A 17037-nucleotide genomic window follows, 5' to 3' on the forward strand; every position below is an offset into this window, starting at 1 on the left:
TCCTTGATTAATTCACAGTTTGTGTCTCTTTTGCAGAGTGCGTAGTGAACACGTTGGCAGACGTAGTCACTTTTCGGACACAAAAAAACCGGAGCGTTGGCAGACGCTCCGGTTTTCAGCATTATAGGTTGTGATTTCTTTCCGGCAAGTCTGATATTTGCATTTTTTTTGTGTTATCCTGCCGAAGATTTCATATCCCCCGCTCTGAGAATCATTCTCTTCAAATTCAAAACTCAACAATAACTTAAATATCAATAGATTAGCTTTTAATGGTCAAATTATCGTCGCTTGGCAAACGATTGGTTATTGGCTTAAAAGCAGTACGTCATTCGAATAACGTGAACTCAATCACCTTACTCTGAAACTTCAACACCTTAACTTTCGTTCATTTTTCACTCAATTAATGTCTGATCACAGCTTTTTGCTTTCGCTAGAGATAAAAACAATTAGCGGTTCATAACTTGCTTATATTTATAAGAAACCAATTTAAAAAATGAACAAGACAGAGTGTCAAAAAATCTATAAGACACCAGTGCATCTTCAGATGGCAGTGGAGAACAAAGATGAAATATTTAGGACAAACTTGTGTTGGTTTAATCTTTTTGTTTTTGGCGTTACCAACTCTAGCAGCAGAGAGCAGGCATCAGTTTTACGCTGATAGCGGTTTTAACTATATCGATAACAGCAACTCTACAGAAAGTGCTTGGACGACAACCCTTGGTTATAGCTACTTTTTGTCGCCTTTTGTCGGAGTTGATTTCGGCTATACCGATACCATGAATGATGGCGCAACGTTTTATGATAAAAACGGCGATTCACAACAGGTTAAGTACCGTAGTTTTTTTGCGGGTGCAACGATAGAGCAACCCATCAATAGCTTCACCAGTGTGTATGCAAGAGGTGGTGTTGGACAAACAAACATAGAAGAAACGAATACCAGTGTTGTGCCAGAAACCAGTCAAGATCATTCAGGAATTAATCCATACATAGGCATCGGCGCTAAAATTCAGCCTATGTATGTTGAGAAACTGGAGCTGAGTGTCGAACTCAAATATCAAGACTTACAGAACGAATACTCAGCGACTTCGTTTACTCTGGGCGCGAAATTTAGTTTGTAAGACAAGTTATTGAATGACTGAGTAAATCAATTCACTAAGCTACGTAAATGACTAAGTAAATCACTGGCTAACATACCTCGTTCGCCTTTTTCTTTGGCGTTGAGATCCGCCGCTTTGCTGTGAATAATAACACCCAGTTTTGCTGATTCGAAACAGCTTAAACCTTGGGCGAGAAGTGATGTAATCACACCCGTTAACACATCTCCCATGCCGCCGCTCGCCATACCCGGATTACCCGCTAAACACACGTATATTTCGTTGCCGTCACTGACTAATGTTCCCGCACCTTTCAGTACCACAACACCGCCAAACTTCTTCTGCAGTTCTTTAATGGCTTTGAATCGGTCTGCTTCAATAATGGCAATTTCCACACCAAGCAGCCTTGCAGCTTCCGCAGGATGAGGAGTAATGATCCGGTTAGCGTCGAAATTAGGATTCTTCGCGAGAAAGTACAGTGCATCAGCATCAACCACTTTGTTTACTGATAAATCCTGTATTTGACAGAAGAGTCGCTCTGAAGTTGAGTCTCTTCCGAGTCCGGGACCGATAGCAACAACGTTGCTCCATTCAATACGCTGTTGAATTCTCTGCTCATCATCCCAACCTGCGCTCATCACTTCAGGTACCGATACCAAAATCGAAGAAACATTTGAGGAATGAAGCAGTGACGCCGTTAAACCGCACCCTACTCTGGCGCATGCTTGAGCAGCCAAAATCATTGCTCCGCCCATACCCTCGTTACCACCAATAAGCAGAGCTTTTCCGTACAAACCTTTGTGAGCACACGCTTCTCTTTGAGCCAATATCGATTTGATAGATTTTGGAGAGATCGATCTTAATGTAGGTGTGTTTTGCTGTTCAAAACTTTCTTCAACACCTAAGCCCGCAAAATGTAACTGTCCAACGTAGTTACGAGCCTGCCCCGTCACTAAGCCTTGTTTGAGTCCAATAAAACTAATGGTGTGATTAGCTTTTACTGCGATACCAAGAACCGCACCAGTATTGGCACATAGCCCTGAAGGAACATCTATCGCAACAACAGGAACCTCACTAGCGTTGATCAGTTTTATCAGATCAAAGATTCGCTCACGAACCGTGCCAGATAAACCCGTCCCTAATAATCCGTCAATGATGAGATCAACATCATCGGGAATCACGTCATCAAAAGGATAAACTTCACCACCGTGATCCAACCAATGATAATAAGCAGACAGCGCATCCCCTTTAAGTTTTTCAGGATCGCCATGCTGCCACACAGTCACATGAACGCCCATCGACTTAGCCAAGCAGGCAACGATGTAACCATCACCACCGTTATTACCACCGCCACAACATACAAGCCAATGATGCGTCCCTGGGTACTGAGCGAAGGCAATGGTAAAGGCTGCTTGTCCTGCTCTTTCCATCAAACTGAACATTTCTAGTCCCGTTGATTTTGCAGCTAGAACTTCGCCTTGTTTTACTTGTTGGGCTGTATAAAAAACGCTGGGTATAGGCATAGTAATCCCTCTCTGCTCCCCCAATGCTGAAAATCTATCAATTGTGAAACGGTAACTCGTTCAACTTTGGTGCGCTTTTAAAACCACAAGCGCTTCTGCAGTTGTATCTTGAATAGAAAGAAACAGTGAATTTATCGCACCCGTCGGCGTACGCATTGGGTTTAACGTTATGTTTTGATACATGAAATCCGCTTGCTGTGTCACAGGTCGAACGTTTCGACACTTAAATAAATACGGACGTTGCTGCCATGTAATGAAGCTTCGGCAACCTAGATCGTAAACAGGTTTAGTTTTAAGACGAAACCACTCTTGAGGAATCTCAGGGAAGACCTCAAACAAAGATTTTCCAATCACTTCCTGAGCCATTTTGCCACTATGGTGTGTCATAAAACCGTTCCACACCTGAACGTTGTAATCGCGATCGATCACAATTAATCCCATGTCGACGTTTTGTACCATGTCGACCATCCAATGAAACTGTTCAAATTCTGCTGGAAGAGACAACATTAGAAATCCTCCATCAAGTAGGCAAGTTTGCTGTCGAGCAAAGGCAGTGATTCATCGACAAACATAAATAGCAGGTCACATCGAATCGAAGTGTCTTCTATCGTATAGCTGACCTCAAACGTCATTGTCTTGCTGAACGATCCCGCCGTTGAGCTGATCACAGAATCAATCGTAATGTGCTGACCAAGCAGAACTGGCGAGCTTTGGAAAAAGCGAACTTCCGCTTGTTCGCCTAGTCCATTGAGAAATGAACCTACTAGGATATTGGAGACATCCATAAGCAGTTCCAACTCTTCGAGATCTTCACTCTCTGCGGGTACTTTCATCAGCTTTTTCAAATCAGAAACACTGGTATCACTGAGAAGCACTAAAGCCTCACCCGCAATGCCTTCTCCACTAAATCCTTGGCATACTCCGGACACGTGCGCATTATCCGCTAGATCGCGAAGTGCCATATGCAGTTCAGTAACTTCAAAGATATTCACATTCGGTAAAGGCAGACGAACAAACACGTCAAAGTGCCTTGCAAGTGCATCCGCAGCACGACCAATGGCCACGTTAGCTACTTCCATATAAATATCGCGCCTACGAAGCACGGGTAATTCAAACGAAACCGGCGTGACTATTTTCGGAACAGAGACTGGCTCGACGAGATTTTTTAATACGTCTTTAAGAACATTGATATCTATTGGCTTTTGAATAAAGGCTTTCGCCCCCAAGGCCATTACACGTTCTTTCGCTTTGGGCTGAATATCGCCCGACACCACCACAACAGGAGTAGAGATACCTCTACTCTTCATTTCCTCTAACGTACCAAAGCCATCCAGCTCAGGCATTGTCAGGTCTAGGAACATCAGGTTGAATGTTTGCTGTTGCAGTATCCGCAACGCATCTAGCCCATGCTCAGCAAAGGTAATATTTGCATTCAGAGCCGCAGGTAGGGAACGCGCCATCTGCTTTCGAGCAAGAGCTGAATCATCACAGATGAGTACAGGAAACGACATATCATCACCTTCCCTTTAATTTGATAAGACTCTCTAAAGTGTATACCTAAAAGTGTGATTAAGGCTAAAAATAGATGACTAGTTATTGATTAATTTAGAGATTATGGCCAAAGAGTAAGCGCAATAATACGTAATAGAACGGCAGATACCAGTAGGGCTACGCCTATTCGGTACCATTTGTATTCGGAAATCGACATAGGAACGCGCTTGTAGAACATAGTGATGATGCCTTTCCAATCATGACTGCGTCGGCCGTATTGCGTAATGCTGGTGAGAACAAAGATGATACCCGCGACTAAGATACTTTTTTCAATCCAAAACAGTGCAATATCCATAACATTTCCTTCATACATCATTTGCAAATAAGTATATAAGGAAAAACAACGGGACACTTTAGGACTATAGTCGTACAACGCACAGCAAAAAGGGGCCAATTGGCCCCTTCTTAGAATCAAATCTGTTATTCGGAATCCAGTGCGCTTTTACAAATGCACTACACGGTTACGGAACTTCTTTGGTAACTCTGTAATGCTTTCTCTGTAGCTGAACCACAAATAGGTAACGGTAATAGAGAAGAACAAGTATGACAGAGCGAACACGAGTGGCGACGTAATAAGTTGTGCCGATAAGCCCCACATCACACCGACAACGGTAACTGTCAGCTTAGCCAACAAACCACATACCAATAAGAAAACAGCCAGCTCAGGAACACGCGTGCTTCTAAAAGCAAACCAATAGCAGCTACCTACAGCCAGAGCAGCGACAGACATGCCTAAAAGAAAAGAATGAATATGAGCTGCAGAAGCGACACCAGCAGAAAGCGACGTCATTAGTATCAGTAATAGTTTCATAACATGCCTACCTCTTTAAGTGACAGCAATGAATCCTTTCAATTTTGGAAATTAATTTTTCAGTCATTTTCGCTCATCTTTTATTTATTTCAAGGTTGAAAAATCAACAAAACTTATACTTATTAAACAACTAGTTGGTATGTTAAATATGCGTTAAATTGTCACATTTACTTACAAAGATAAGAGCCAGAATTTACGAGAAAACGCATTATAAAAGGCTTATTTATTAACATTTGTTTAACTGAAAATATTTTCAAAAAAAGTATTACAAAATGTAACTAAATAGCGAAACTTTGTATTTAGGAATTAATTCCGACACAAAGTGGCAACCGCTCATTAGCTATATCAATAAAAGAGGTAATCAAATTTAAAATCGCTATATTTTTTTGTTGGTAACAATCACTATCCTCTCGCCAATTTGTCAACGCTCTGATACCTTTACGCCACTTTCATTTCAGCCTTCAAAAACCATGTTGTCTCAACACCGAATTAACAAAATTGTAGAAATTGGCGACACGCTACACCGTAGCGGATGTGCACCGTACAAAGTAGAAAAATACACCCAGTATTACGCAAAAAAACACGGTGTGGATGTGATGATCCAGGCGACACCTACGGCGATCAATTACCAATTTCCTGACGACAACAACGCTGTAGTAATGAAGCGTCATAAGCCCGCATCAATTAACTTGAGCCTGTTGGCGAACACCATCATTCGCATCAATCAACCAAGCAGTGAGCCTCTACCTGAGCCTGTTGGGTACCCAAAATGGATTATTGCTTTAGCTAACATGGGGATTCCACCAGCGTATTTGATGTTGGTGGGTAGTACACTTGAAGCGGTCGCTATCTCAGTCGTCTTGGGGCTTATTGTTTGGTTAAGCCAGCTGATCTGTCATTCAAGAAGAGCAATTGCAGCCGAATTTCTTGCCTCAATGCTTACAGGCATATTTGTTGCGTTTTTAGCGAGCACTGGCTTACCCATCCCTGTCTGGGCGTTATGTGTCGCTGCGGTGATCTTATTTGTGCCCGGTTTGTCTATTGCTAACTCGCTAGAGTGTTTAGCCTTTAATGACTTAGTTTCCGGCACCAGTTTGCTCGGGCAAAGTGCGTTAACTCTGATCAAGCTATTTGTGGGTATTGTGATTGGCCTGAACATTGGTGAAGCCATATGGGGGCAAGCGGTTGCAACCACCTATAAGAACGAAGTGCCGATGTTGCTGCACATCTTTGGCCTGTTCCTTCTGTCTGTCTCCATTGGTGTTATTTTCAATGCAAGACCAAAAGATATCCTGCTTGGTTTACCGGTTGCTGTATTAGGTATGTGGGGGCCTTTTTATCTAGGCTTTGACGCTGGTTGGGTTGTCGGCACTTGGATAACGACTGTGCTGATTACGCTGTATGGAACTTGGCTGGCAAAGAAAATGGAGCTAACGGGTTCAATATATATTGTCCAAGGTATCATCATCTTGGTACCAGGAAGCCGTGTATTGATCAGCGCCAGCCAGTCGGTGTTTGAGCAGTCTATATTGCCAATTCCGAGTATCGGTTTATCAGCGCTGTTTATGTTCTCTGCGATTGTTGCAGGGCAAATTACCGCTTATTCCATCTATTCACCGCAAATAGACAGATAACCGCTCATTAGTTAACTCTGTAATGAAAGAGCCCTATTCGAAAACAGCTATTAAGCAGCTTTTGAATAGGGCTCTTTACCCTTATGTTTCATTTTGCGATTGAAACTTCCTTTACCTTTTTTCGCTTTCTCTACTCTTTGTCTAAATAACTGGCTTGTTACTACCGCTTTTAATGCGTTGTCTTTAATAACACCTCGACCAAATTCAGTATCAACCACTTCGTTTGGTAGAGATCTTTTGATTGATTTACTCATCTCACTCTCCTTTTAAAAGTTATGCGTATTCTGCGCTCAATATTGAAAGTGTCAATAAAATCGGCGAATCGATAACAATCAAAAAGTTAATCAACCTTACTTAAATCGCTAAGAAATGGTGTTTAGTGCAAAAAATTGGTTGAAACTTGTTTCACTGGTTCGACTGACCTCAAGATCCGATTGACAAGTGAATTCAATTGCCTAGACTCTTCATTAGCTAGAAAGAAGTTCTTTGTATACACATTGTTTCGTTGGATTACTTGTAACTCCCCCGTCGTGTCGTACGCAATAGCAATTTATTTTTCCACGCTATCAGCGCCCTAATCGGCTTTAAAGTAAAAATTTTAGGAAAAGAAATATGTCTACACCTGTTACTGGTACCGTTAAATGGTTCAACGAAACAAAAGGTTTTGGTTTCATCAAGCAAGAAAACGGTCCTGACGTTTTCGCTCACTTCAGTGCAATTCAAAGCGAAGGCTTCCGCACTCTAGCTGAAGGCCAAAAAGTTGAGTTCGTAGTAACTCAAGGTCAAAAAGGCCCACAAGCTGAAAGCATTAAAGTTATCTAATTTTATTGCTACATACTTGTTTAATAGCCAGCGTAATGCTGGCTATTTAGTTTGTACGAGAAAAACTCCTAATGGCCCTTAAACCAACTATCTATAAGTTTCGAATTGCCTTAACTGACTTAAATCGTGACTACTACGACTCGCTAAACTTAACCGTAGCTTTGCACCCTTCCGAAACCAATGAACGCATGATGGCTAGAATCATGGCATTTTGTTTAAATGCGCACCCGGATTTGCAGTTCACTAAAGGTATATCAACAACCTCTGAACCTGATATCTGGCAACAGAATCTAGAAGGTCGTTCAGAAGTTTGGATTGAGCTTGGCGAGCCAGACGTGGACCGCGTAAAAAAAGCCACCCGTGTTGCAGATGTGGTCAAGGTTTACACTTATCAAGTGCGTTCTGACATATGGTGGAATCAGCAAAAAGGTAAATTCGGCTACCTTCCTGTTGAAGTGGTGCGCTTCGATCCAGAAGCCATCGATCTTATCTCTGCATCACCAGCAAGAACGGTCGATCTTTCCGTGATGATCTCAGGGCAATCTCTATTCGTTGAAGGCGATATGGGAAGCCATGAAATCGCCTTTGAAGTTTTACAAAATCTTCCTGAGTAATTCTGCCCTGAAATAGAAAAAGGTCTGTATAAACAGACCTTTTTAGCAATCGCTTCTGGAATTAGGCTTGCGCTATCATTTCCACAGGCACTCTTGGGTACTTCTGTTCATAGAGTTCCATAAAGTCTTTTCTTATCAACTGCTCCAAATAGGTAGCACGTTCTGTCGGGCAGAAAATCTTGATATGTACGACCTGCTCACCTGCCGCAGTACTGGTGATTTCCACATGCGGATCAGCACCAGGCAAGTCAACGCCCGCATGTTTCTCGATAACAGCGTTATAACGTCTTGCAACATCCATAAAGTGAGCAAAGTGAACCTCGATACGTTCATGTATTTGCGGAATCAAAGGGAAAAGATTGACGAACTCAGGCACTACAATGGTGATGTCATGAAACACATAGCGCTTCATAAAGTTCAAGTTCTTTACCGGATGAAGAAAGAACATACTGTTTGGTAACGTCGCCGTTTTACCCGTGTAATGGTAATGGGATTTTTGCAACGCAATCTCTTGAATAACCGTTGCCATCATGTTGTGTTCAATCACTTCACCACTGATTGAACCTACTTCAATCCAATCACCAATACGGAATGAGCGGGAACTCGCGCGCTGAATAGAACCGGTAAAACACAGGATGATTTCTTTTGACGCGACAACGATAGCAACAGCAATAGCCGTTACCGATAGAGCAAACTCACTGATCTCTGATTGCCAAAGCATGAACAGCAGAAGCACGATAATGGTAAATGCGCCGTTTTTCGTACGCGACATCCATTTACGTTGTTTCTCTGTAATAAACGCAACATCACCACGGATGTATGAAAGAACTACTCGGCGCACCAGCCATACAACAACCAAAATTAGCGTGGATAACAACATTTTGTGCGCGAATAGAAAATCTACCACCGCATTAAATTTTTCCATAATTCTTCCTACTGCAAACAACCGATCAACTTATTGAAATACCTATGACGCCTAAGTTCTGTCGGTATTGATATAAAAAAGCGTTGGCAAACACATCATTGCCAACGCTCAACTAAGTATAACCGACCGAAATCGTTGATAAAGTAGTTTATTGTTTATAGTGCAGTGCAGTTTTCTCAGCTAAGGTCACGATCACACTAACCGCCTGCTCCATCCCCTCAATAGTTATAAACTCGTGGATGCCGTGGAAGTTATAACCACCCGTAAAGATGTTCGGGCAAGGTAATCCCATAAAAGAAAGGCGGGCTCCATCTGTACCACCGCGAATCGGTTTAATCAGTGGTTCAATACCGCAATGTTCCATCGAGATTTTCGCCAACTCGATAATATGCGGGTGTGGTTCAACCATCTCTTTCATGTTGGCGTAGCTGTCGTGAATCACCAGTTCAACGCTGCCTTTTAATAGCTGTTTGTTTAGTTCATCCACTTTTTGTTGCATGAAGGCTTTGCGAGCAGCCAAGCCTTCTCGTTCAAAGTCACGAAGGATGTAGTTCAGCTGTGATTTAGCGACACCCATTGATGCCGAAGACAAATGGTAAAAACCTTCATATCCTTCGGTATTCTGTGGGGTTTCTTGCTCTGGCATCATAACTACGAAGCGCGAGGCAATATGCATGGCATTGACCATTTTGCCTTTGGCAGTGCCAGGGTGGACACTCACGCCATGACAAGTCACTTCTGCGGTTGCTGCGTGAAAGTTCTCGTATTCCAACTCACCGACAGGCCCGCCATCAATAGTATAAGCCCACTCGGCACCAAATTTTTCCACATCAAAATGGTTCGCACCACGACCGATCTCTTCATCCGGCGTAAAAGCGATACAGATATCGCCATGGGGAATGGATGGATCAGCAAGCAGCATTTCGACTGCCGTTATAATTTCAGCAATACCCGCCTTATTGTCTGCACCTAAAAGCGTGTTGCCATCGGTGGTGATCAGATTTTTACCATGCAGTTGATGCAGTTCTGGATACTGAATAGGAGAAAGGACTTCATCGCCTTTGCCCAAAGCAATATCGCCACCTTGGTAGTTTTCTACAATCTGTGGAACCACATGTTTACCCGATGCATCAGGCGCAGTGTCCATATGAGCAATAAAACCAATAGCCGGAACTGGATAATCGACGTTTGATTTCAGTTTCGCCATCACATAACAATGGTTATCAATGGAAACGTCACTTAAGCCTAGCTCAAGCAATTCTTCATAAAGTGCTTGGGCAAACACTTTCTGCCCCGCAGAACTTGGGCAGTGATGGTTCTTGGGTTTTGATTGAGTATCGTAAGTCACATAACTTAAAAAACGTTGAATAAGATTTTCCATAACAAGTTCCGCTTTGAATTCATTACACAGCAATAGAAAGCTCTACGCTGCAACGCGTACCCCAGCATTAAGTGATACGCAGCTTATTGCATTCCATAGTACGTCTTATTTGAAAGTAAGAATTGCTGTAAATCAGTTTTTGGTAACTTAAGCGGTACAGGCGCGAAGATAAGCCCAGACAGGGAAAATGATGCCGCACGGAGGAGAGGATGTTGACCATAATAGGCGTGTCATAAATAAATGTTCTGTTTCATTCACTACATCTAGTTGGAATTAACATCACAAACCACTAAAAAGGTTAAAGGAAAATCATTCACAACTTTGCTGTTTAAGTTTTGTGCAGCTAGCTTTAACCATGTCTCCTTTATTTTCCCCCCTAGAAAATATTTAATGCTGACAACGTCAAACTTCTTACGAGGTTTCATTAAAAACATTAAGGCTCAATAAATAAAAAATCCCCAGTATGCTCAACTGGGGATTTTTATTTGGTCGCCGTAAGTCAACGAAAGTTTAGTTACTGCTCATATCGAGCGAATTACTTCCAGCAGACAAAGAAACTGTTGTAACTAAGGTCGAAGGCTGCGGAATAGTCAGTTGATCATACTGAATCGGATCATCAGTACTGCCATTACAGACAAAAGCCGCGGTGTAATCTCCAGTTGGCAAATAACCAAACTTGTATGTGCCGTCAACATCACTTACGTTCGCAGTTGCAAACGGTTTAAGGGCATCACTAGGTAAGGCGGTACCTTCTGTATAGTCGATATCTGTCGGGTCAACTAAATCAACCAAGGTTCCTTCAGTACCTTGATATAAGTAAACAAAAGCATTGTCCGCTGTTGTAGGACACCCTTCGATGCTTGCGTACAAGCTAGAGTTTACCGTAACCGTCAGGTTTGCCGCTTCTTTATCATTTAGAATCGTTACGCCGTGAGGCTTAAGAATATAGCCTTTGTTCGAACCAGTATTGCCACGCATAACCAACGACTGGCGTAAATCAAACTCGATGGTAAATGCTTGTGTTTCATCTGCCGTGACCTCAAAACCACCGAGTTTCAATTTGTTACTCGGTTGCTTAAGATCTTGTGTACCATCCGCATCAACCACAAAGTTAACGCCCGATTCGTTACTAATATGAAGAATCAGATTTTTATAGGTGCCTACTGGAATCGGCTTTTGAGTAATAACTAAAGCAGAATCTTGTCCCTGATAGTCCAACAGATCTATCTGTTCATAATCATTACTTGGTGTTGAAGGTTCGACATCCAAGAAAATGGATTGACCATCACTTTTCACCAACTCAATTTGCGTAAAGCCGATGGTAACAGAACTGGCTTCATCTACCGGAGCATCTGAAACTGAAAACGAAACATTAGAAGTTTGTGTTGAGCCCGAATCATCGCCTCCGCAACCTGAGAGTATCAGAGCAGGAGCTGTTAAGAGCAATATTGGCAAGACTTTCATTTCCACTACCTTTTATATTCTTATGAACTATGGTTTAGAAACAAAAGACTAAATTAGTAAAATATGTTGAATGTCAGAAAAATTTCAACCGAATAAATCCTGACATAACGCTGGCAGAAACCAAGCATACATTTAACTAAGTGGATGCATGATGACTGGGTACTTTTTCATGTTAAGTAAGTTACCCCCTATTAAACTACTGCTAGCTTAAATAGTTTTGCCGCATCCAGTCTGAATGCGGCATTTTTTTGTGTTTATTTTTTGGCGGGGTAGGCTGTTTTTGATTACTGCTTGCAAAGCATATAGCTAGTTAGAGGAGCGGCTTCGACTACAACTTTCGTACCAGTGCTGGAGAACACTTGTTCGCTTAACAAATCCCGTAGTGCGTGGTTCCAGTTAAGCTCTACTGTTTGTGGTCTTGCAGATTTATTGATAATAACAATTCCTTTCTCGCCACGACTGAACACCAGTAAGTCATCACTGGCTTCAATCATCACCATAGGCAACCCATGCATCCGGTTGTGGAACTCAATTTGTGCGATGATTTTTGGATCGTTCCATGCGTTCAGCCAACGAGGCTGGCCCGATTTGTTTTTGATGCGGCTGGTATCCAGATCGGTGTAAATCAACGGCACTCCGCCATCACGCCCTAAAATATAGCTGTACGCCAAGCTTTCTAAAGCTTCATCCATCACTAAGTTCTTGAATACATCATTGTTAGGGATGTCATGGGTAACTGTGAAGGTAATGGCTCGTTCCTTCGAAAGCGCTTCACCAAAACAGTAAGGATCTATAAGTGTTTTCAAACTGCCCGATTTTTGTAGTGCGTTGAACACAGTCTGGAATAATGGAAAGTCGTAAGCACCGAGTTGGGTTTCGGCTAAATACGGCTCTAAGAACAACTTGTATTCTTCTTTGGTCGCGCCGCCATCAGTAATGATTTCACCGAAAATATGCACATCTCTGGTGATCTCATCACTCCAGACTTTTTTCAGATGCTCAATAGACATGTGCTTTGCTGCATCAATTCTGAATCCTTTCACACCCAATGTTTTCAGTGCTTTAAGATAGGTCTGCTGCATTTCGATCACATGCGGACAGTCTCTTAGAGTTGGTAGCCCTTGATCATGTGGACCACCCGTAATACGCCCATTTTGCACCTGCCATTTGTCTTTCCAGTCTTTGATACCAAAGGCTTCAACAAAGTCTTCTTCTTTGAACAAAGGTTCAGACAAATCACCAAACAACACTTGTTTTTGATAATAGCGAGAAGATTTTTGATAGTGCTTCATATCCTCTTCACTCGGGTACTGAAGATCGAGGCGTTTTTTCGATTCATTGGCCATGTGGTTGAATACCACATCGGCGTAGACATGTACCCCAAAAGCTTTCAAGGCATTGGTCATATCTTTAAATGCTTGGGTATCACCGAGTTGATTGTCGATGACTCTGTAATCTTGAGGTTGGTAGCGCTGCCACCACTCAGTTCCGTGGTCGCTTTTCGCGGATTTCATTGGAGGGGAAATCAATACGGCTTTATACCCAGCTTCGAATATTGCTGAAGCTCGTTCAGCTACCAGGGCATAAGGCCAGTCAAATGCGTGCAAAATAACGTCAGTTGGCTGATGAAGACTCATTGTAAATACTCCTTGTTACTCTACAAGCCGAATGAAAACTAAAAATGAATGCGCGGCTTGCTAGGGCTAACAGCCCTGATATATAACCGAGTATAAAATATTCAACCTATTTGAAATCCACCTCTTAATGCTAAATAACGGTGGAGAATGGAGGCGTAGATTGACATATTTAAGCTGGGTTGGGTTATCCTTAACCTCATCACAGTATAGACGCCTATACTTAACTAGGCGGTGCAACGTTGTTTTCATTTACGAGACATCTGGATTTGATGTCATTAATAAGTGATCATTTTGCTCACTATGGAGGATTATATGCGGTCCCTAAGAATCGATATCGTCTCTGATGTAGTCTGCCCTTGGTGCATTATTGGATATAAGCGCCTGCAAGCGGCTTTGAAACTGGTATCGAATGAGATTCAGGCAGAAATACACTGGCATCCGTTCGAACTCAACCCAACCATGCCTGAAGGTGGAGAAAACCTTCGCGATCATCTTGCTCGCAAATATGGCACGACCAAAGAAGCGAGCATTGAAGCCAGAAATACACTGACTCAGCTAGGAGCCGAAGTGGGATTCCAGTTCAACTTCTATGAAGAAATGCGAATCTACAACACGCGAAAAGCACATCAGTTATTAATGTGGGCAAATCAACATCACAAACAAAATGAGCTTGAGCTTGCATTGTTCGAGGCGTATTTCCGCCATGAAAAGAAAATTGATGACGAGAATGTACTAATACAAATTGCCGTTGATGCTGGGCTGAATGAAGCAGAATGCTTAGAAGTATTACATGATGATTCATGGGCGAAGGCGGTCGCGAATACTGAACAACAATGGCTTCAGGCTGGTATCCATGCCGTTCCCGCCATTATTATCGATCAGAAACACCTCGTCTCCGGAGCCCAATCCACAGAGCGTCTGGTTGAACTATTGAAAAGTATCTCGAGTAACATGGCCTCAATTCACTAGCGCATCTTACTTAGAATCGAAAAAGAAAAGGCCTTCATCTGAAGGCCTTGTTTGTATTGTTTCATCCACTTACGCGGTTACTTTCTTAGCGCATTCAATTTGGCCTGAGCCAGACCGTAAATGCTGTCCACCGGATAGCTGCCATCTTCTGTTGCGATACCGACTTTTTTACCCGTGAAAATTTCAATTGCTTCAGAAACATGGCTTATCGCCCAGATATTGAACTCGCCTTTTTCTACCGCTCTGACAATATCTGGTCTTAACATCAAGTTGTGCTTGTTAGCCTGGGGAATGATCACGCCTTGAGAGTTATGACGTCCTTTGATGCAGCACACATCAAAGAAGCCCTCAATTTTCTCGTTCACTCCACCGATAGGTTGAGATTCACCAAACTGGTTCATGGAGCCAGTAATCGCAATATCTTGTCGATTTGGCTGTTTGGAAAACGCTGAAACTATCGCACAGAACTCCGCCATACTTGCACTGTCACCATCAACACCGCCGTAAGACTGCTCAAACGTGATGGTGGTGGTTAGCGGTACACGCGCCGTACGTCCAAACACCGAGTTAAGATAAGCAGAAAGAATCATCACCCCTTTTGAGTGAATACTTCCCCCTAGATCGACACTACGTTCAATATCAATAATGTCACCCTCACCGTAAGACGTTGTCGCTGTGATACGGTTTGGCGCGCCAAACATATGATCTTTGGTAGCCAGAACAGATAAAGCATTCACCTGCCCCACTGCTGAGCCTTCAGTCTGAATAAGCGTTGTGCCGTTGGAGAAGGTTTCCATCACGCTCTCCTGCAAACGATTGACGCGCATTTGCTGATTGCTCAAGGCCTCTTCTACGTGGCTTTGGCGAATCATGTTCGAGTTCGCCTGCTTCGCGACGTAGTTTGATTCACGCAGTAAGTTGGCAATATGAGCCGAATGAAGAGAAAGCTTTGACTGATCACCTGCCATTCTCGAACTGTGTTCAATAATTCTCGCGATGGCCTTACGGTCACAGTGTAACAAGTTACTGTCGTGAACAATGCTGGAAATGAAACGCGCATAGTGAAGCTCCGTATCATCAGTACGCTTCATCTCATCTTCGAAATCAGCCGTCACACGGAACAACTCGCTAAACTCGGGATCATAGTGAGCAAGCAATTCATAAGTGCGGTAATCACCGAACAGAATGATTTTGACATCCAGAGGAATAGGTTCAGGGTCCAGAGAGACGGTACCCGTTAGCGTCACTTCTTTTTCCAACGAAGTGAAACTGATTTGACGCGAGCGCAGCGCACGTTTCAGACCATCCCAAACGTAGGGTTGCTCCAATACTTTCACCGCATCCATCATCAATACGCCACCATTTGCCTTATGCAAACTACCCGCACGAATCAATGAGAAATCGGTAAACACTGTGCCTTTATACGTTGCAGTTTCCACATAACCAAACAGAGAGTGATAGTTCGGGTTTTCCTCAACCACAATAGGGAAATCGTCAGAACAACGGCTCACCAGCACGTTCACTTTATAGCGACGTGGCAGTTTCTTATCTAACGCTGCCGTTGCAATATCACCCTGCTCGCCTGCGCCTTCCAAAAAGATATCTACGTTTTCCAGAATGTCTTTTTGCAGGTCGGTCAGGTAGCTTTTGATCTCCGCATACTGCGAATAATCCTGCTTCAACTGCTTAATGAAATGAGCAACGACATCAAGCGTCACGTCATCATTAAGCTTTTTAATTTTTTCGGTATACGATTCTTCCCACTCAGTTAAGTGGCGCACCATATTACGTAGTGAAACTTCGAGTTTATCAATCGTCTGACTGAAGTGTTCTTGCTCTTTTTTGGTTAGCGCATCGAAAGATTCTTCGGTGTGCAGCTCTTCACCATTCAAAGCAACAAACTGGTATTCACCTTGGTTGGTAATAGTTAGGCTGATGCCTTTTTCTTTGGCATCTTTCGTGATGTTTTCCAGTTCGCTTTGTTGTTTTTGATCGAGCTGATTTTTCAACTTTTCAGCACGACCAATGTATAGCTCATTATCAAAAGCTAACGGCATACCGTTCATTAGCTTGGTCATTAGCTTTTCAATGTCTTGACGAAACGCGCTGCCAACACCACGTGGTAGCTTTAATACTCTTGGAGTACGGATGTCATCGAAGTTTGCGACATAACACCAGTCATACAGGTTATCTGTCTCGTATTTATGGCGACTGAGATAACGCATGATCATAGTGCGTTTGCCTAAACCATTGCGGCCAATCGCGTAGATGTTGTAGCCCTTCTCTTTGATCGACATGGCAAACTCTACCGCTTTTTGCGCACGCTCTTGACCAACGATTTCGTCAAGTGGGGGAAGTTCTTTGGTGGATTTGCAAGGCAATTGTTCTAGCTTTGCTACGTGGTAAAGCTGTTCTGCGTTCAGTTGTTGAATAGCCATAGCTCCACTCCTTTGGTTTTATATTCTTCTTTTGTATATCAAGTTTAGCCGTAAAGCTTTGACTTTTTAGTGATTTAGCCCCTCTTAACAAGCAAGCGGACAAATATTAAGCAAAATCGTTAATTTTTATCATTGATAATCATTTGCATTTGAGATTTTATTGCATTTAAATAA

General features: G+C 42.7%; 16 protein-coding genes. 5 read left to right on the forward strand and 11 right to left on the reverse strand.

Annotated elements, in window-relative coordinates:
- Positions 1–563: 563 nt before the first annotated feature.
- Positions 564–1118, forward strand: coding sequence for an outer membrane beta-barrel protein (locus HKI82_RS00155; protein ID WP_102941910.1), 555 nt, complete (start codon positions 564–566; stop codon positions 1116–1118).
- Between the two features lie 26 nt (positions 1119–1144).
- Here the strand turns inward: HKI82_RS00155 and HKI82_RS00160 are convergent, their stop codons facing one another.
- The 5 genes from HKI82_RS00160 to HKI82_RS00180 all read right to left on the reverse strand — a co-directional run bounded on the left by HKI82_RS00160 (position 1145) and on the right by HKI82_RS00180 (position 4979).
- Positions 1145–2617, reverse strand: a complete 1473-nt coding sequence (locus HKI82_RS00160) for an NAD(P)H-hydrate dehydratase (RefSeq protein WP_171136830.1) — start codon at positions 2615–2617, stop codon at positions 1145–1147.
- Positions 2618–2677: 60 nt separating this feature from the next.
- Entirely contained in the window at positions 2678–3124 is a 447-nt protein-coding gene (locus tag HKI82_RS00165) for a PAS domain-containing protein (protein ID WP_042481116.1), read from the reverse strand.
- Entirely contained in the window at positions 3124–4128 is a 1005-nt protein-coding gene (locus HKI82_RS00170; RefSeq protein WP_171136831.1) for a response regulator, read from the reverse strand. The genes HKI82_RS00165 and HKI82_RS00170 overlap by 1 nt, the downstream gene beginning before the upstream one ends.
- Before the next feature lie 101 nt (positions 4129–4229).
- Positions 4230–4463, reverse strand: a complete 234-nt coding sequence (locus HKI82_RS00175; RefSeq protein WP_102941907.1) for a hypothetical protein — start codon at positions 4461–4463, stop codon at positions 4230–4232.
- A gap of 147 nt (positions 4464–4610) precedes the next feature.
- Positions 4611–4979, reverse strand: coding sequence for an NADH:ubiquinone oxidoreductase (locus HKI82_RS00180; RefSeq protein WP_171136832.1), 369 nt, complete (start codon positions 4977–4979; stop codon positions 4611–4613).
- Positions 4980–5449: 470 nt separating this feature from the next.
- On the opposite strand from HKI82_RS00180, the gene HKI82_RS00185 reads away from it, so the two are divergent.
- Complete coding sequence (locus HKI82_RS00185) at positions 5450–6613, forward strand: threonine/serine exporter family protein (RefSeq protein ID WP_102941925.1); 1164 nt, start codon at positions 5450–5452, stop codon at positions 6611–6613.
- A gap of 50 nt (positions 6614–6663) precedes the next feature.
- Here the strand turns inward: HKI82_RS00185 and HKI82_RS00190 are convergent, their stop codons facing one another.
- The gene (locus HKI82_RS00190) at positions 6664–6867 is read right to left on the reverse strand and encodes an alternative ribosome-rescue factor A (RefSeq protein ID WP_102941905.1); all 204 of its coding nucleotides are present in this window, start codon (positions 6865–6867) and stop codon (positions 6664–6666) included.
- 358 nt (positions 6868–7225) lie between these two features.
- On the opposite strand from HKI82_RS00190, the gene HKI82_RS00195 reads away from it, so the two are divergent.
- Together HKI82_RS00195 and HKI82_RS00200 are read left to right on the forward strand one after the other, a co-directional pair.
- Positions 7226–7435, forward strand: a complete 210-nt coding sequence (locus HKI82_RS00195; RefSeq protein WP_042481129.1) for a cold-shock protein — start codon at positions 7226–7228, stop codon at positions 7433–7435.
- 71 nt (positions 7436–7506) lie between these two features.
- Positions 7507–8049, forward strand: a complete 543-nt coding sequence (locus tag HKI82_RS00200; protein WP_102941904.1) for a YaeQ family protein — start codon at positions 7507–7509, stop codon at positions 8047–8049.
- Positions 8050–8110: 61 nt separating this feature from the next.
- Here HKI82_RS00200 and HKI82_RS00205 read toward each other — a convergent pair whose 3' ends face one another.
- From HKI82_RS00205 to HKI82_RS00220, 4 genes are all read right to left on the reverse strand, one after another.
- The gene (locus tag HKI82_RS00205; RefSeq protein ID WP_102941903.1) at positions 8111–8974 is read right to left on the reverse strand and encodes a mechanosensitive ion channel family protein; all 864 of its coding nucleotides are present in this window, start codon (positions 8972–8974) and stop codon (positions 8111–8113) included.
- Positions 8975–9122: 148 nt separating this feature from the next.
- A complete protein-coding gene (gene pepT, locus HKI82_RS00210; RefSeq protein ID WP_171136833.1) occupies positions 9123–10355 on the reverse strand; it encodes a peptidase T in 1233 nt (410 codons plus the stop codon).
- A 510-nt stretch (positions 10356–10865) separates the two neighbouring features.
- The gene (locus HKI82_RS00215) at positions 10866–11819 is read right to left on the reverse strand and encodes a DUF4382 domain-containing protein (RefSeq protein WP_171136834.1); all 954 of its coding nucleotides are present in this window, start codon (positions 11817–11819) and stop codon (positions 10866–10868) included.
- A 284-nt stretch (positions 11820–12103) separates the two neighbouring features.
- Positions 12104–13456: an alpha-amylase family protein gene (locus HKI82_RS00220; protein ID WP_171136835.1), complete on the reverse strand. Its 1353-nt coding sequence runs from the start codon at positions 13454–13456 to the stop codon at positions 12104–12106.
- A gap of 312 nt (positions 13457–13768) precedes the next feature.
- On the opposite strand from HKI82_RS00220, the gene HKI82_RS00225 reads away from it, so the two are divergent.
- A complete protein-coding gene (locus HKI82_RS00225) occupies positions 13769–14425 on the forward strand; it encodes a DsbA family oxidoreductase (protein ID WP_102941901.1) in 657 nt (218 codons plus the stop codon).
- Between the two features lie 77 nt (positions 14426–14502).
- Here the strand turns inward: HKI82_RS00225 and HKI82_RS00230 are convergent, their stop codons facing one another.
- Positions 14503–16863 (reverse strand): Lon protease family protein, encoded by a 2361-nt coding sequence (locus tag HKI82_RS00230; protein ID WP_171136836.1) that lies wholly within the window; start codon positions 16861–16863, stop codon positions 14503–14505.
- Positions 16864–17037: the final 174 nt, after the last annotated feature.

Origin of the sequence: Vibrio plantisponsor, assembly GCF_013041605.1 — a bacterium.
GTDB classification, from domain to species: Bacteria; Pseudomonadota; Gammaproteobacteria; order Enterobacterales; family Vibrionaceae; genus Vibrio; species Vibrio plantisponsor.

What these genes read in the sequence shown, in the direction of transcription:
- HKI82_RS00155 (WP_102941910.1), top strand. Translation starts at nt 564, where the DNA reads ATGAAATATTTAGGACAAACTTGTGTTGGTTTAATCTTTTTGTTTTTG.
- HKI82_RS00160 (WP_171136830.1), bottom strand. Translation starts at nt 2,617, where the DNA reads ATGCCTATACCCAGCGTTTTTTATACAGCCCAACAAGTAAAACAAGGC.
- HKI82_RS00165 (WP_042481116.1), bottom strand. Translation starts at nt 3,124, where the DNA reads ATGTTGTCTCTTCCAGCAGAATTTGAACAGTTTCATTGGATGGTCGAC.
- HKI82_RS00170 (WP_171136831.1), bottom strand. Translation starts at nt 4,128, where the DNA reads ATGTCGTTTCCTGTACTCATCTGTGATGATTCAGCTCTTGCTCGAAAG.
- HKI82_RS00175 (WP_102941907.1), bottom strand. Translation starts at nt 4,463, where the DNA reads ATGGATATTGCACTGTTTTGGATTGAAAAAAGTATCTTAGTCGCGGGT.
- HKI82_RS00180 (WP_171136832.1), bottom strand. Translation starts at nt 4,979, where the DNA reads ATGAAACTATTACTGATACTAATGACGTCGCTTTCTGCTGGTGTCGCT.
- HKI82_RS00185 (WP_102941925.1), top strand. Translation starts at nt 5,450, where the DNA reads ATGTTGTCTCAACACCGAATTAACAAAATTGTAGAAATTGGCGACACG.
- HKI82_RS00190 (WP_102941905.1), bottom strand. Translation starts at nt 6,867, where the DNA reads ATGAGTAAATCAATCAAAAGATCTCTACCAAACGAAGTGGTTGATACT.
- HKI82_RS00195 (WP_042481129.1), top strand. Translation starts at nt 7,226, where the DNA reads ATGTCTACACCTGTTACTGGTACCGTTAAATGGTTCAACGAAACAAAA.
- HKI82_RS00200 (WP_102941904.1), top strand. Translation starts at nt 7,507, where the DNA reads ATGGCCCTTAAACCAACTATCTATAAGTTTCGAATTGCCTTAACTGAC.
- HKI82_RS00205 (WP_102941903.1), bottom strand. Translation starts at nt 8,974, where the DNA reads ATGGAAAAATTTAATGCGGTGGTAGATTTTCTATTCGCGCACAAAATG.
- pepT (WP_171136833.1), bottom strand. Translation starts at nt 10,355, where the DNA reads ATGGAAAATCTTATTCAACGTTTTTTAAGTTATGTGACTTACGATACT.
- HKI82_RS00215 (WP_171136834.1), bottom strand. Translation starts at nt 11,819, where the DNA reads ATGAAAGTCTTGCCAATATTGCTCTTAACAGCTCCTGCTCTGATACTC.
- HKI82_RS00220 (WP_171136835.1), bottom strand. Translation starts at nt 13,456, where the DNA reads ATGAGTCTTCATCAGCCAACTGACGTTATTTTGCACGCATTTGACTGG.
- HKI82_RS00225 (WP_102941901.1), top strand. Translation starts at nt 13,769, where the DNA reads ATGCGGTCCCTAAGAATCGATATCGTCTCTGATGTAGTCTGCCCTTGG.
- HKI82_RS00230 (WP_171136836.1), bottom strand. Translation starts at nt 16,863, where the DNA reads ATGGCTATTCAACAACTGAACGCAGAACAGCTTTACCACGTAGCAAAG.